Below are 13801 nucleotides of genomic sequence, written 5' to 3'. Positions count from 1 at the left end.
AGCACATCGATGCCCATCACGCCGCGGCGCGAGAGTTCTTCGCGGATGCCCGGCACCCTGGCCTCCACCGCAGCGGCCAGCCAGACCGGCGGCATCGCGCTTGCGGCCGGCAACGACATCAAGCTACTCGCCACGCAGGAGCAGCATGATGCGGTGGTGGATAAGGAGGTCCGCAAGAAGCAAGCCCTGTCTGGTAAGACCGTCACGACGCATGATGAGAGCCATGACAGCCTGGCGATGACCAGCTCGCTCAGCGGCGAGCGGATCTCCGTCGCGGCAGGCAATGATCTGCTGTCGCAAGGCACACAGATCGTCGGCACCGGCGACGTCGTCCTGGCGGCAGGCAACAATCTGACCCTGGAAACAGCAAAGAGCACGCATAGCGAAGCGCACGACAAAAAGACGGTGAAAACCGGCCTGTTCGGTAGCGGCGGCATCGGCTTCACCATCGGCAAGCAAACCGTCAAGACCGAGGCCGACATCGCCGATGTCAGCCACACCGGCACCACGGTCGGCAGCCTGGAGGGCAACGTCACCCTGGTCGCCGGCAACACACTGGCGATCACCGGTAGCGATGTGATGGCGTTACAGGGCGACATCACCGCCAAGGCCAAGGACATCGCCATCACCGAGGTGCATGACACCTCAAGCAGCGAACAGCTTACCGAGTTCAAGCAAGGCGGTTTGTCGGTGACGTTGAGTGCAGCCGCGCTCAATCTCGCCCAGGCGGCGGTGAACAGTGGCGAGGCTGGCAAGAAGGCCGAAGGCGACTCGCGCATGCAGGCGTTAGCGGGCGCTTCGGCAGCCTACAGCGCCTATGGCGCAAGCCAGGCTGCCAGCAGTGTCATGAACGCCGACACCGCCAAGGGCGCCGCACAAGCGGCCAATCTCAGCATCTCGGTCACCGTGGGCGGCAGCCAGAGCGAGAGCGAGACCAAACAACGCAGCTCCACCTCGAAGGGCTCGACGCTGCAGGCCGGCGGCAACGTCAACCTGATCGCCACCGGCGGTGGCCAAGACAGCAACATCCTGGTGCGCGGCAGCGACATCAAAGCAGGCAACAACCTGCTGCTGGCCGCCGACAACAACATCACCTTGGAGGCAGCGCAGGACACCTTCGAGCAGCACAGCACCAGCAAGAGCAAGAGCGCGGCGATCGGCGTGGCGGTCACTTACGGCCAGACGGGATGGCCGCCGGTATCACCGCCAGTGCCAGCGGCTCGCGTGGCAAGGCGGACGGCGAAGACATTACCCAGCGCAACAGCCATCTGTCGGCAGGCAAGACCGCAACGATCATCAGCGGCAACGACACCACCCTGAAGGGCGCGGTGCTCTCCGCCGACACGGTGCTGGCCGACATCGGTGGCGACCTCACCATCGAGAGCCTGCAGGACACCAGCACCTATGCCAGCAAGGACAAGGCGATCGGCGGCAGCGTGACTTTCGGTCTTGGCTTCAGCGCCAGTGCCAGCTACAGCAGCAACAAGGTCAATGGCGACTTCGCCAGCGTCACCGAGCAAAGCGGCATCCAGGCCGGCGATGGCGGCTTCAACATCCGCGTGGGCGGCAATACAGACCTGAAGGGCGGCGTGATCGCCAGCACCCAGGCGGCCGTAGACGCCGGCGTCAACCGCCTGCAGACCGGTACGCTCACGGTGAGCGACATCACCAACACCAGTCGCTATGAGGCCAAGGGCATCAGCTTGTCGGGCGGCTACGCTGCCGGTGGCAGCAAGGACGGCGCCAAGACCGAGACCCAGACGCCACCGACCACCAATCAAGGCAGCAGCTGGTCCTGGCAAAACCAGGGCAGCGGTGCACAAGGCGCAAGCGCCGGCTTCTCCAGCAAGAGCGGCAGCGAGACATCGCTGACGACCAGCGGCATCAGCGGCGGAACACTGGTCATCACCGACCAGGCTGGTCAGCAAGCCAAAACCGGCCAGAGCGTCAGCGATGTACTGGCGGCACTGAACCGCGATGTGCTGACTGGCGACAGCGCCAATGGCCTGGTCAAAGGCTGGGACGGGCAGAAGCTGCAGCAGCAGGTGAGTGCTGGGGCCGAGATCACTGCGACGTTTGGGCAGCAGGCTTCAAGGGAAGTCGGAAAGTACGCGACCAATAAGGCAGCGCAGCTACGCCTGCAAGGCAACGAGGAAGAAGCAGCCAAGTGGGACGAAGGCGGCGAATACCGTGTAGCTGCCCATACAGCGATGGGGCTGCTCGGCGGTGGAGCACAGGGAGCACTAGGTTCGGCAACGGCTGCTACAGCGGCACCCATATTGAACGAGCTGACAAAGAACTTGCCTGACGGCGTGCGGGAGGCCGTGGGTGCGGGCATCGCAGCTGGGCTAGGCGCGGCCGTGGGTGGCTCGGCGGGTGCAGCCACTGCGTTCAATGAAGATACTAATAATCGGCAATTGCATCAGGTAGAAGCAAAAGCCCTGGAACTATTGAAAGAAGGAAAATCAGAGGACGAGCAGTACCGACTCACAGCAGCTGCTTGCGCCTATGTCCGTTGCGCAGATGGGGTACCAACCGACGATCCGCAGTACGCAGCATTGAAGCAGCTCCAGACGAACGGGCTTAGTTACCAAGCCGAGCTAAGCACAATCAAGAACACAGGCGCGTTCGAGGAATATGGATTTCTCGCGTCTGCTACTGATTTCCGCACCTCACACGATGAGGCAGTCAATAGGACTAAAGGAGCCATAGGCGCAGTCGGTGGAGCGCTAGGCACGGTAGGCGGCTATCAAGTGGCTGCTGGAGCAGCGCTGCTCTGCCCCGAAACAGGAATATCATGTCTCGGAGTTCCGCTTGGGCTTGGAATGGCTACATTGTCTTACGCCCAGGGACGCGATGGCGTGGAGCAGTTAACTTCCCCATACTTCTCGACGCAGGGATTTGGGGTTTTGGCATCCTTTAATTCAAAGCGACCTGATGGGTGGAACCCTTTGGCGCAAGATGCTGTTGACCTGGGAATACTTGGTTTGCAGACTCTAATTTTCAAGGGCGGAGAAAAGATAATTGCGGGCGGTTCTAAGACCGATTTAACGGAATCGCCACGACCAGGGGAAACGACCCGAGCAAAGAATGAGACCCCTAATTATGTAGATATACTCTCACCTGAAGCCAGGAAGCACATATTATATGGAGATGGCCCTGGGAGCGGGGGACATATGTGGCCTGGACAACCGGGAAAAAGCGTATTCCCTCAGTCTTGGGAAGCCGATAAGATCGTTCATGAGATTGGCGATATCGCCACATCTCCCACGACAACATGGTACGCACAAACTGGAACCGGAGGAATTTATACGCGTCGCGGTGAACCCGCGAAGTGGGTGGCGTTTGAGACACGCGACGGGGTCCGTATTCGTGTTGTTTTTCAGCCTGCAACCGGTACAGTAATCACAGCCTTTCCCGATAGCGCCCCCATTCCTCAGTTAGCACCAATTAAATGAGAATTTATATGACAGCCGTTAAAGTTATTTCATTTGCACAAAAGTTCCCAGGTAGACTTAATGAATCCTTAGTTGAAGGAGTTATTGATTATGTTAATTGCGGGGAAACCAAGCTTGCTTTTGAAATATTATGTGACCACCTTTCGGAATATGAAATAAACATTAGTTCAAGCGAGTATGATGAAGCGGTTGAGTTAGCTTTACAACTAGGATTTGAAATGAAAAATCCGCCATTTAAATACTTAGAACAGCTGAAGAATGCTGGAGATACGAACTTAATATGAATTTGCTTTGAATAAGGATCCTTTTCGAATTTTGATTTAGAACCCCTGCCAATTCAGAAGGCGTAGTCTGTTGGCTCGACCGATGGCAATCTCCTGACCATTGCCGCCTCGGACATCAATTAATTGAAGAAGTTTTGTCGTATACAGACAGTGTGGCTACCCCAAGACATTATGCACTCTTTGGAGATATTATCGATGTAAGGGCCCCTGATGGGCGAGGGGTCAGAATCAATTCAAGTGGGAAAGTTATTTAACTATTGGGGCCCAATCAATGAAAATCACTGTAGAAATCGCTAGCGTCGCCGATCGCGATGGTTTAGTTGTAGAGCTATGGCGAAATAACTATTTGTTGGCAGAAGTTTCGAAGTGTGAAAATCGGGAGGAGTACGTATTAGAAATTTATCCTCCAGCAGGAGGCGAAAAAATAATTTTTGATCTGGATGCTTTTAGCTCTGCGCTGAATAAAGCAAAAAAAATTTTAATTAAATGAATTATTGATAAGGGTCTTAGGAAGTTAAGCCACTAGCCATGTGGTCTAACCTACTGAGATGGAAAGGAAAAAAGCTTGTGGTGCCACGTCTATACCTGCTCAACGACAGCGATGGCTGCCCCGGCAAGAGCGAGGCGGCATGCCGGCAACGCAGCTACGTGGTGAAGGGCGATGTGGTGGTGCTGGCGCAGCACCGTGACGGCTACGCCTGTGCGTTCTATCCCAACAAGGTAGGCGGCAGCGCCGGCTGGGTCGCAGAGCGCAACCTGCAGGCAGTTGCCTATCAAAGCGTCAAGGCCGCCAAGAGCGGCACGATCTTGAGCATCGAGGCCGGCGTCGGCTTTGCCACCAGCGAAAGCAGCTTCGATAGCAATAGTCAGACATCGCTTGGCTCGACGATTACCGGTGGCGGCAATGTCAGCCTGAAGACCACCGAAGGCSACCTGCGCATCGTGCAGGGCAACCTCAAGGCGGGCGACACGCTGAGCCTGGATTCGGCGCGGGACCTGGTGTTGGAAGCCGGCCAATCCGTTGGCTCCGAGCAAAGTAAGGGCAGCAATGCCGGCTTCGAAGTCGGGGTCGGTGCGCAGATCGGTGCGCAAACCGGTGTGTACGCCTATNCGGCCAATCCGTTGGCTCCGAGCAAAGTAAGGGCAGCAATGCCGGCTTCGAAGTCGGGGTCGGTGCGCAGATCGGTGCGCAAACCGGTGTGTACGCCTACGTGCAGGCCAGCGCCGGTAGCCACAACTCGAACGCGCAAAGCACGACCTGGGAAAACACCGAGTTAGCGGGCAAGAACGTCGTGCTGACCTCCAAGGGCGACACGACGCTGCGCGGTGACGTGGTGACGGCGGATCGGATCGATGCAGCCGCATTGCAGTTGGTATCGCATGCGGTGCTTGGCGTGGTACTTGCCGAAGTAAACGGCGCGTCCATGACCGGCGGCGCGTTGGCAGGGGCCGGTGGTGAATTGGCGGCAAAGTACTTGACCCAAACCCTTTACGGCGATGATCCCCGTGTAATGATCCACCGACACTCTGCTCAGGTGTTAGTTTTCAGAGGGGACATTGATGAGTGCAGTGATGGACGAATAACAGATCAAGCGCTGGACGGCCCGACGCAAGTCGGCGCTGGTGCTGGAGATCATCCAGGGGAAGACGACGGTGGCCTTGGCCAGCCGGCAGTTCGACTTGACGCCCAATGAGATTGAAGGTGAGTCGAGGAACGTAAGCGCGGGCTGGAGAACGCGCTGCGGGTCAAACCTGAAGACGTGCGCGGGCATTACGAACGCCAGCTCAAGGACCTGCAGGAAGCCTACGGCGAAGCCATGCTGGAACTGCGCGCCCGAAAAAAGTTGGCAGCCCTGGTGGGCAAGGACGAGAGCTGAAGGTCTCGATCCAGCAGGGCCTGAAGGAGGACGGGTTCGACGTCTCGATGGTCGAGCTGTGCCGCTGGTTCGGTGTGGCCCGGCGCAGCTTGTACTACACGCCGCGCAAGGCAGCGCCGAAGGTGAAGCCGGAGCTGGCCGAACCGATCAAAGCCATGATCGAGGCCGAGCCGTCGTTCGGATATCGGACGGTGGCCGGACTGTTGGGGATGAACAAGCACACGGTGCAGCGGATCTTTCAGATCAAGTGCTGGAAGGTGCGCAAACGGGCCGACAGGGGATCGAGACCTTGCCCTAGGTGGCCAGCGCGACGAACCAACGCGGGGCCACCTACCTGTGCCGGGCCTGGGGCGGCAAGGACGGCTGGCCGAGCCTAGCCCTGACGCAGTCTGTTGGCCCGACCGATGGCAATTTCGTCATCAGCGCGGGCAACCAACTGACCATTGGCGCCTTGGACACCGGTGCCGGCAAGGACCTGACGCTAGCGGCCGGAACGTAACCTGCCGCAATGCATCCAGACCGACAATGGCAGCAAGTTCATCTCGATGGTGATGGATCGTTGGTCCTAGGACAACGGCGTAACCATGGATTATTCCCGACCCGGCAACCAACCGACAACCCGTTCATCGAATCGTGCAATGGCAGCTTCCGGGACGAGTGCCTCAACACGCACTGTTTCCTGTCGCTCAACGCCGCCCGTGAAAAGATCGAAAACTTTAGGGTCGATTACAATCATTTCCGTACGCACTGCTTGATCGGCAATGTCTCACCGGCCGAGTTCACCGCCCGATTCTCTTTTCCACCCAAAACTGGATTTTTCAGTTCTGGGAGGGCCCAAGACGGGGAAGAGGTCACAGACCAGATTTAGTCACTTAGATTATTATTTATTGGAAATCTTCGCCGGATCAAATGGATGAACCACTATTATTAGTGGGTGACATAAACCATAAAGCCACCTCGTCTATGACATGGAGAATAAAATTGAAAAGAGATTCCAAGGGTTCAATTCTGTATTGGAATACTTGGATAGATTTCCATGAAAAGACCGTAGCAAAAATGCTCGAGCAAGCTAGCGAGCCTTTTCCTAATCTGGAGTATTTACCTCAATTTCTATTCGAGATAGCAATAAAAGCATCTGATCTGATGTTTTATCGTTACTCGCGTGGAGACGATATCAATTTAATAATTGAAAGATTCGATGTACTGCTAGATGCTTGGGAAAAATCCGTCACATTGGGTAGCGACGTCTGGGACGAAGGCACCAGACGAACTAGAAATTCATGGGAGCTTAATATTGATTTTTATTCATTTTGCTTCCGCCTTATAGCATTTTCTATGCTTTTGAAACTACCTGCCCCCCCAGTGGCAACGACTAGTAAATTTGGTTGGCAATGAGGGTGAAGATGCCGTCCTTGATCGAATCATTAATTACAAATCTCCTGGAAGAATTATAGGATCTAAAGTTTGTTTTCCAAAGGCGTACAGTTCGCTCTTGAATGTAATGATCAACCAAGATGAAAACCAATCGCTGAGTTTGAAGAATTTTATTTCAGGATGGTTTTTGAGTTTGCGCGATGCAGGGCCCAGAAGTGTCCCGCCTGCCCATCGTACGCCATACTGGTGGAAGTCCTGCGCCGATGAGTCATTTGGCATGCAGGGGAGTTATCATGGCTGCTGGTGCGTTGAGGCAGCAATCGCCGCAAAAATATATCAGATAGACGACAGTGCATGCGTCGAGATGCCATTTTATCCTGCCGATCTTGTTTCAGACGGCCGAAGCCCTCGATACCATGATGTCCCATCTCCTTTTGAGCCCAAGAAGGATAAAAAAAGAAGGAGTTTAGTTGGCTAAAGGAAATTTTTAGATTTTGGAGAAAGTGAAGATATCCAAAAATTTTCACAAGTGGATAATTCCGTCATAAGCACAGCACTTGCGGGATTAATTTGACCAGTTTTATGACTAGTCAAATTGCCGCTGGCATTACTGCTGTGTCATCCTTTTTTTTTGACCAGGCGAGCCAACATAATGAAGGCCATCACACAATGCATTATTAGCCTGTAGGGATATTAGATGTTTAGCAGCAAGCGCAAGGCGATGGGTGGCAACGCAACCTTCGGGGTGGCTTCAATGCCAACGCCAGCTGCAGCAAAAACTTAGCGGCAACAAGTTCAATGGCGATTTTTGGTACAGTAGTCAGTGACGGATCCGATGCTATAAAAGCACTTGCTAGATCTAATCGATGATGGAGAATCATGATCTTTGGAAACCCACATAAGTTCGCAATCCTCGCTGCTCCTGTGAGTAAATGGACTGACCCAGAAAGCTATGTGAATGGAATCTTTCACTTCATCATTGACGGCGAAATATTCCCTGAAAAGCTTAGAGTAGCAACTCTTGGCGGTGATGCGGTTTGCTTCGACTTTAATCACCCACTCATAGCATTCCCTGAAAATGAACGGATATTCCATTCCTCATCATTAGATGCTTTCAATGAAATGATGGAGTTAGCACTGCCTCAAAACCTTAATGAAGCTGAAGAATATCCTGAATCTGACGAAAAATACAAAGCATCCACTTTTAACCTGGAAGACGGCGGCGCTTATGTTTTTTCAGTCTCGTATAGAGATCAGGTGAGATTAGTTGGAGCGCAGGTGAGCCGTCAGAAGCTAGACTCAGCGGGTGTACTGCAATGGGAAGATCTGTTACCCCTCGTCATATATGAGGCTTATTTAACAAAGAATGAAATCTCGGAAGTAGTAAATGGCTTCCTCTCATCAGTAGAATAAAAAAATATTTTCCACATCAATGTTTAGCTTCGCCATTTCTTGAAGCGCAAGCGGCTCGCGTGGCAAGGCCGACGGCGGAGACATTACCCAACGCAACAGCCACCTGTCTGCAGGCAAGACCGCAACGATCATCAGCGGCAACGACACAACCCTGACGCGAGCTATAGCAGGAATAAGGTCAATGGCGACTTCGCCAGCGTTACCAAGCAAAACAGCACCCAGGCGGCGGTGAATGCCGGCGTCAATCGAGCAAAATATAAGAAACATTACTGTGAGGGTTGCACCTTAATGACTACGTATAAGCTTGAGTTTCGTCACAGGCCAAAATTTTCAGAGTCGATTGAAAAGCGGCACAAAAATTTTCTCGAGAAGCTGTCCGGCTTAGGCAAGCCATGGGATCTGGCCGTTGCTGTAGAAGTTCCCGATATTGAAGACGAGCTTGTTATTTCTGTTTCTTTAGATAAATTCCTGCCAAAGGGAATAAAGGGCCGAGTTACGTACTCTCTTAGAAATGAAAAATATCTAGAGGATAATGCTCAATTTGATGACTCCCTATTTTTTGAGCTTTCGAATGCTGAAATTGATTATTCCGACTTGTTGAAAATAATTTTCCCTGCATACGTAAGTGCTTTTGGTGCCTATAGAGCCGCGCTGCATGATTGGTCGGTTACTAGAAGTGACTGGCCCGCAGTAGTCGCTGCATGCGATGCTACAAAAAAAGATGTTAACGGGAGAGATGGTGTTTTCCGCATAAGTGCGGTTAATTATTTTGATGGGGAATTGTGTCTTCGCGCATTTGGGAAAAGTCCTCAGCAGATTATTAGCTGTCTCAAAGGGCACGTTGAGGAGGCGTCGGAATTGGCGGGAGGTGTGTTAATTGTTGTTAGCTATACGCCGCTGTCCACCAGCGAGATAAATACTGCCGGGGAACTACTAAGAAAACTTTTGGTTGGTGATTTGGCTGGGTGATGCGAGGAAAAGGGAACATATTTGAATGGTACTGAGTAAGAAATGGGTGGAGTAAGAACGGGGTCAGGTGTAGTTAATAAGTCAATCTGACCCTGCATTCGGCCGAAGGCAACGCCTTGCTGCTCGCCAGCAAGGACATCGTTTTCGATGTCGCGCACAACACCCAGTCCAGCGGCATCGCCAGCACCGGCAACGGCCAGACCGACACCATCACCGGCACTCAGTTGTCGGTGGGCGGCAATGCCAGCCTGACCACCACCCAAAGCGACATCACCCTGACGGCGAGCAATATCGCAGCGCAGGGCAATGTGAGCCTGCGCGCAGCGGGCGATCTGACCATCCAAAGTGGCCAGGACATCCTGGGCAATACCAATCAGTCCACCAGCAAGGGCATCGGCACGGTGGTCATTTCCGACACCGAGCGCTTTGCCGGCTACAACAAGAAGCGGCCAGGACATCCTGGGCAATACCAATCAGTCCACCAGCAAGGGCATCGGCACGGTGGTCATTTCCGACACCGAGCGCTTTGCCGGCTACAACAAGAAGAACCACTTCGACGACAACGCCCAGGTCTCGCAGGTGGCCAGCACTGTCGGCAGCCTGGGCGGCAATGTCAGCCTGACCGCTGGCGGTACGTACACCCAGTCGGCCAGCAACGTGGTCGCGGCCAAGGACGTGGACATCACCGCAGCCTCGATCCAGCTGCTGACCGCCAACCAGAGCAGCTCCGCCTCGCAAAAGGACGACGACCTGAAAATCGGCGCGTTCGCGCGCATCAAGTCGCCGCTGATCGATCTGATCAACAATGTGGACGATGCGCGTCAGTCCGATGGGCGGTTGGGCGCGATGCAGGGTATGGCGGCAGCGGCGAATGCGTATCAGTCGGCCAGTGCGATCAGCAGCATGGCCGGTGGCGCGGGTAGCGGTTCTTTACTCAGTGTCGAAGCGGGCGTGGGTTTCGCCACCAACGAGAGCAGCTTCAACAGCAGCAGCCAGATTTCGCAAGGTTCGACCATTACCGGTGGTGGCAATGTGCGCCTGAAGACCACCGAAGGCGACCTGCGCATCGTGCAGGGCAACCTCAAGGCGGGCGACACGCTGAGCCTGGACTCGGCACGCGACCTGGTGCTGGAGGCGGGCAACTCCAGCAAAACCGAACAGAGCAAGGGCAGCAACGCCGGATTCGAAGTGGGCGTCGGCGCATCGGTCGGTGCGCAGACCGGCGTGTACGCGTATGTGCAAGCCAGTGCCGGTAGCCACAAGTCGAACGTGGATGGCAGCACCTGGCAGAACACGCAGCTGGCCGGCCAGAACATCGTAATCAAGTCGGAGGGTGACACCACCTTGCGCGGCGCGGTGGTCAAGGGCGACAGGATCGATGCACAGATCGGTGGCGACCTCACCATCGAATCGCTGCAAGACAAGCTGGACATCCAATCCAAGGAAAGCAGCGTTGGTGGACGTGTACAGGTCTCGGCGGGTACCGCGTGGGATGCCAGCGGCTATGCCAGCGCGGCCAAGGCCAATGGCAACTACCTCGGTGTCGTCGAGCAGTCGGGTCTATTTGCAGGCAACGGCGGCTACCACGTCACTGCTGGCAACGTGAACCTGATCGGTGCCGCCATCGCCAGCACCAATGCCGGTGCGAGCGAGCTAACGGCCGACTCGCTGACGTTCACCGATCTGAAAAACCAGATGGATTACAGCGCATCGTCGGGCAGCATCAGTGGCGGCTTCGGCAGTACCGGTAACCAAACCGATGCCAACGGCAACCCGATCCAACGGACCGCTGGCGAACAATCCAGTGACATCGGCAATAACATCGCCAACGGCAACTACGGCAAGGCCAACACCGGCAGCTTCATGCCGGGAATGCCGATGAGCGAAAGCGGCAGCGACACCACCTACACCCGCGCCACGTTGACCGAAGGCAACATCAAGATCGGCGGCAAGACCACCACGGCCGCAGCACTCGGCATCAACACCGATGCAACTGCGGCGCATGAGGCGGTGGCCACGTTGCCGGATGTCCGCAAGATATTAGGTGAGCAGCAGGCGATGGCAGCGGCCGCTGGCACGGTCATTGCCACCGGCAAGCAGATAGGCGATGACATTGCTGCAGCAGCAGAGAGCCAAACCAACGCCATCGAGGAGCAGTACAAGAATGGCCTAACCCAAGAGGGGAAGGAGAACTTTGCCAACTTGACCGCAGATCAACGCCGGGATGTATTGGCGCAGAGCAATCCCGCATACAGCGCGGCGTATGAGGCCAAACAGCAATGGGGCATTGGCGGCGACTACAGCCGAGCGTTGCAGGCGGTGACGACGGCATTGGTCGGCAGCGTGGCCGGACAAGGTGCAAGACAAGTCGCCACCAACGCGTTGGCACCCTACGCCGCGCAGCTGATCGGCAAGACCTTCGATCAGAACCACGGCAGCGATCCTAATGCCGTGTTGCAGGGGCTGTCGCATGCCGTGCTCGGTGCTGTATTGGCACAAGTAAACGGAACCTCCATGGCAGGCGGCGCACTGGCAGGTGCTGGTGGTGAGCTCGCGGCTCAATACCTGACGAAAACGCTGTATGGCAATGACCCGCAAGCCTATGGGCCGGATGGAAAGTTCGATCCGAACCGGTTGCCGGAAGCGGATAAGCAGATGCTGATGGCGTTGTCGCAGGCAGTTGGTGCAATCGCTGGTGGAATGACTGGCGGTAGCTTAGGTGAAGCAGCTGAAGGTGCACAGATTGCCGGTAATGCAGTGATTAATAACCGCATGCTCCGCAACAGCGAAATTGACAAGATCAAAGAGCTTAGTGGCGGCGATCCTGAAAAGGAACTTCGATTGACACTTGCTGCATGTGCAGAGGTCGAATGTTCATCTCAGTACCCAGTAGGTAGCGATTCGTTCAATTTTTATTCAATATTGGAGCTGGAAGGCGGGAAGGATGAGTATGCGCAAGAGCGAGAATTGCTATCGAGTCAATTCAGTCAAATAACCCGAAATGACGAATTCGGCGTACCTTATAAAATAAGCGAAAAAATTTTCGGCTATACGCTAGCTGATCAATGGGGTGATTCTGCTAGCGTTTGGAATTCTGTTAATGGAAATCTTTTAGGAAGAGCTATAGGTGCCGTGCAAGCAGCTAGTGGCGGTACAGCTGCAACAATCGGCCTATCAACCTGTGCTGAGACATTTGGGCTAGGCTGCCTTGCGGCTGCTTGGGGAGTGGATCAATTCCAAGCTGGTATACGCTATACTGACTCTGGAGTTGTAGCTAATACCATAGGTGGTACACTACTTTCAAAAGCAGGTTTATCAAATAGTACAGCTGAAACTTTGTATGGCTTAGCGGGCGCTGCATTATCCGCTGGAAATTTAAAGTTGATGGCAGGTCTGGTCGAAGTGGCACCGGGTAAATTCGATTATATTTTTGGTCGCGTTGCCAGCAATCCGCATAACGCTGCCAGATCGAATCAGCTTGCTTTTGAGATGAAGAGACTTGGCATCCACGATAACGCAGCCGGTCGCCAAATGCTAAATGAACACTTATCCAACGCCGTGAAAAGTGAAGGAAATATAGTCGATAGGCTCAGTAATGAATACGGTAAATATGAAGTTCGTGAATCGTTATTTGTCGGACCATCAGGTAAAGCAGTGAATCTTCGAAGTACTTTCCAAATAATGGATAACGGAACTCGCAGGTTGAGCACAATCATTCCTCGAAATTGAAGAGATAAAAAATGATCTTCCCAAGAAAAATTGATTTTCTGACTGAACTAGGCATGGAGCCAATCGAGATTGACTCAAGTCTTGGCCTGTCTACATACAGGAAAATTTCAAGTGATGGAAAAAGTGAGATGAAAATTTCCTTTAGCGCCGTCATGAACTCCTTTCAAGTCTCTTTGAGGATTTCTGAAAAAGAAGTTATCAAATTCTCATCAGAGAAGGTCGCTTCCATAGAAATAATTAAAAATGAAACAGCCTCAGGGTTATGCGTAAAATTTGATTTTTCTGAGCTAAACTCTGAAGCGTTTATTAGGCTGGAACCCGACATCAGCTGTGACTGGTGGTCGATTATTAAGTGAAATTATAATTTATTGAATGTTTATTGGTATCAGCTTTATCGTTAAAATTTAAAGTGACTTGCTTTTTGAATTCTTGTCAACGAAATTGTCGGCGAATGCTTGTACGCTAGTGGTTACTGTTTAAACGTGCAAAATGATCAGTGCATGTCTAGTGGACACACAGTCGCCTGGCCGGCGGCCTGAAAAACACCGGCACCATTGCCGGCCGCCAGCTGGTGTCCATAGACGCCGGTCGCATCGAGCACCTGGGCGGCAGCATCAGCGGCGACCAGGTGGGGCTGCGCTCGGCCAGCGACATCCGTATCGAAGGCGCCAGCGTCAGTGCAGTGGATGCGCTGAGC

At 54.0% G+C, this 13801-nt stretch carries 12 protein-coding genes and 6 pseudogenes; 16 read left to right on the top strand and 2 right to left on the bottom strand.

What is annotated here, in order from left to right; all coding sequences use genetic code 11:
• Positions 1-9: 9 nt before the first annotated feature.
• The 8 genes and pseudogenes from ASF90_RS24130 to ASF90_RS24485 all read left to right on the top strand — a co-directional run.
• Positions 10-1128, top strand: a pseudogene (locus ASF90_RS24130) (hemagglutinin repeat-containing protein); the annotation flags it as partial.
• Positions 1129-1187: 59 nt separating this feature from the next.
• A complete protein-coding gene (locus tag ASF90_RS24490) occupies positions 1188-3458 on the top strand; it encodes a hemagglutinin repeat-containing protein (protein WP_330218870.1) in 2271 nt (756 codons plus the stop codon).
• An 8-nt stretch (positions 3459-3466) separates the two neighbouring features.
• Positions 3467-3742, top strand: a complete 276-nt coding sequence (locus ASF90_RS23255; protein ID WP_161556463.1) for a MafI family immunity protein — start codon at positions 3467-3469, stop codon at positions 3740-3742.
• A 271-nt stretch (positions 3743-4013) separates the two neighbouring features.
• The gene (locus ASF90_RS23250; protein WP_153066206.1) at positions 4014-4232 is read left to right on the top strand and encodes a hypothetical protein; all 219 of its coding nucleotides are present in this window, start codon (positions 4014-4016) and stop codon (positions 4230-4232) included.
• 71 nt (positions 4233-4303) lie between these two features.
• Positions 4304-4510: pseudogene (locus ASF90_RS24115) on the top strand (hypothetical protein); the annotation flags it as partial.
• Positions 4511-4549: 39 nt separating this feature from the next.
• A pseudogene (locus tag ASF90_RS24110) lies at positions 4550-4852 on the top strand (hemagglutinin repeat-containing protein); the annotation flags it as partial.
• Position 4853: 1 nt separating this feature from the next.
• On the top strand, positions 4854-5436 hold a 583-nt coding region (locus ASF90_RS24105), incomplete at its 5' end, for a hemagglutinin repeat-containing protein (RefSeq protein WP_236699202.1).
• Positions 5330-5619, top strand: a pseudogene (locus ASF90_RS24485) (DUF1153 domain-containing protein). The gene ASF90_RS24105 and the pseudogene ASF90_RS24485, both read left to right, overlap by 107 nt.
• Before the next feature lie 94 nt (positions 5620-5713).
• Here the strand turns inward: ASF90_RS24485 and ASF90_RS24430 are convergent.
• The gene (locus ASF90_RS24430) at positions 5714-5836 is read right to left on the bottom strand and encodes a hypothetical protein (RefSeq protein WP_269079384.1); all 123 of its coding nucleotides are present in this window, start codon (positions 5834-5836) and stop codon (positions 5714-5716) included.
• 283 nt (positions 5837-6119) lie between these two features.
• On the opposite strand from ASF90_RS24430, the pseudogene ASF90_RS21450 reads away from it, so the two are divergent.
• The 4 genes and pseudogenes from ASF90_RS21450 to ASF90_RS21435 all read left to right on the top strand — a co-directional run.
• Positions 6120-6487, top strand: a pseudogene (locus ASF90_RS21450) (integrase core domain-containing protein); the annotation flags it as partial.
• A 113-nt stretch (positions 6488-6600) separates the two neighbouring features.
• A complete protein-coding gene (locus tag ASF90_RS21445; RefSeq protein ID WP_161556462.1) occupies positions 6601-7014 on the top strand; it encodes a PoNe immunity protein domain-containing protein in 414 nt (137 codons plus the stop codon).
• On the top strand, positions 7001-7471 hold the full coding sequence (locus ASF90_RS21440; protein ID WP_161556461.1) for a PoNe immunity protein domain-containing protein: 471 nt from the start codon (positions 7001-7003) through the stop codon (positions 7469-7471). The genes ASF90_RS21445 and ASF90_RS21440 overlap by 14 nt, the downstream gene beginning before the upstream one ends.
• 401 nt (positions 7472-7872) lie before the next feature.
• Positions 7873-8406, top strand: a complete 534-nt coding sequence (locus ASF90_RS21435; protein WP_082473414.1) for an Imm42 family immunity protein — start codon at positions 7873-7875, stop codon at positions 8404-8406.
• Here the strand turns inward: ASF90_RS21435 and ASF90_RS24100 are convergent.
• Complete coding sequence (locus ASF90_RS24100) at positions 8395-8673, bottom strand: hypothetical protein (protein WP_055846641.1); 279 nt, start codon at positions 8671-8673, stop codon at positions 8395-8397. The two genes, ASF90_RS21435 and ASF90_RS24100, sit on opposite strands and share 12 nt — an antisense overlap.
• A gap of 21 nt (positions 8674-8694) precedes the next feature.
• On the opposite strand from ASF90_RS24100, the gene ASF90_RS21425 reads away from it, so the two are divergent.
• From ASF90_RS21425 to ASF90_RS23235, 4 genes and pseudogenes are all read left to right on the top strand, one after another.
• Positions 8695-9375, top strand: coding sequence for a hypothetical protein (locus tag ASF90_RS21425; RefSeq protein ID WP_082473413.1), 681 nt, complete (start codon positions 8695-8697; stop codon positions 9373-9375).
• Positions 9376-9605: 230 nt separating this feature from the next.
• Positions 9606-9713 (top strand): annotated as a pseudogene (locus ASF90_RS24480) (hemagglutinin repeat-containing protein); the annotation flags it as partial.
• 88 nt (positions 9714-9801) lie between these two features.
• Positions 9802-13104 (top strand): hemagglutinin repeat-containing protein, encoded by a 3303-nt coding sequence (locus ASF90_RS04790; protein ID WP_330218869.1) that lies wholly within the window; start codon positions 9802-9804, stop codon positions 13102-13104.
• An 11-nt stretch (positions 13105-13115) separates the two neighbouring features.
• Positions 13116-13460 carry a hypothetical protein gene (locus tag ASF90_RS23235; RefSeq protein ID WP_153066509.1) on the top strand — a complete coding sequence of 115 codons (345 nt, stop codon included), beginning with the start codon at positions 13116-13118 and terminating at the stop codon, positions 13458-13460.
• The last annotated feature ends 341 nt before the right edge of the window (positions 13461-13801 follow it).

It is taken from the genome of Xanthomonas sp. Leaf148, assembly GCF_001423585.1.
Taxonomy (GTDB): domain Bacteria; phylum Pseudomonadota; class Gammaproteobacteria; order Xanthomonadales; family Xanthomonadaceae; genus Xanthomonas.
The sequence above is the reverse complement of the archived record's forward strand: the minus strand, read 5'-3'. Positions and strand labels throughout refer to the sequence as shown.

Bases quoted from the DNA above. Each gene is read 5' to 3' on its own strand.
- ASF90_RS24490 (WP_330218870.1), top strand. From the start codon at position 1,188: ATGGCCGCCGGTATCACCGCCAGTGCCAGCGGCTCGCGTGGCAAGGCG.
- ASF90_RS23255 (WP_161556463.1), top strand. From the start codon at position 3,467: ATGACAGCCGTTAAAGTTATTTCATTTGCACAAAAGTTCCCAGGTAGA.
- ASF90_RS23250 (WP_153066206.1), top strand. From the start codon at position 4,014: ATGAAAATCACTGTAGAAATCGCTAGCGTCGCCGATCGCGATGGTTTA.
- ASF90_RS21435 (WP_082473414.1), top strand. From the start codon at position 7,873: ATGATCTTTGGAAACCCACATAAGTTCGCAATCCTCGCTGCTCCTGTG.
- ASF90_RS24100 (WP_055846641.1), bottom strand. From the start codon at position 8,673: ATGTTTCTTATATTTTGCTCGATTGACGCCGGCATTCACCGCCGCCTG.
- ASF90_RS21425 (WP_082473413.1), top strand. From the start codon at position 8,695: ATGACTACGTATAAGCTTGAGTTTCGTCACAGGCCAAAATTTTCAGAG.
- ASF90_RS23235 (WP_153066509.1), top strand. From the start codon at position 13,116: ATGATCTTCCCAAGAAAAATTGATTTTCTGACTGAACTAGGCATGGAG.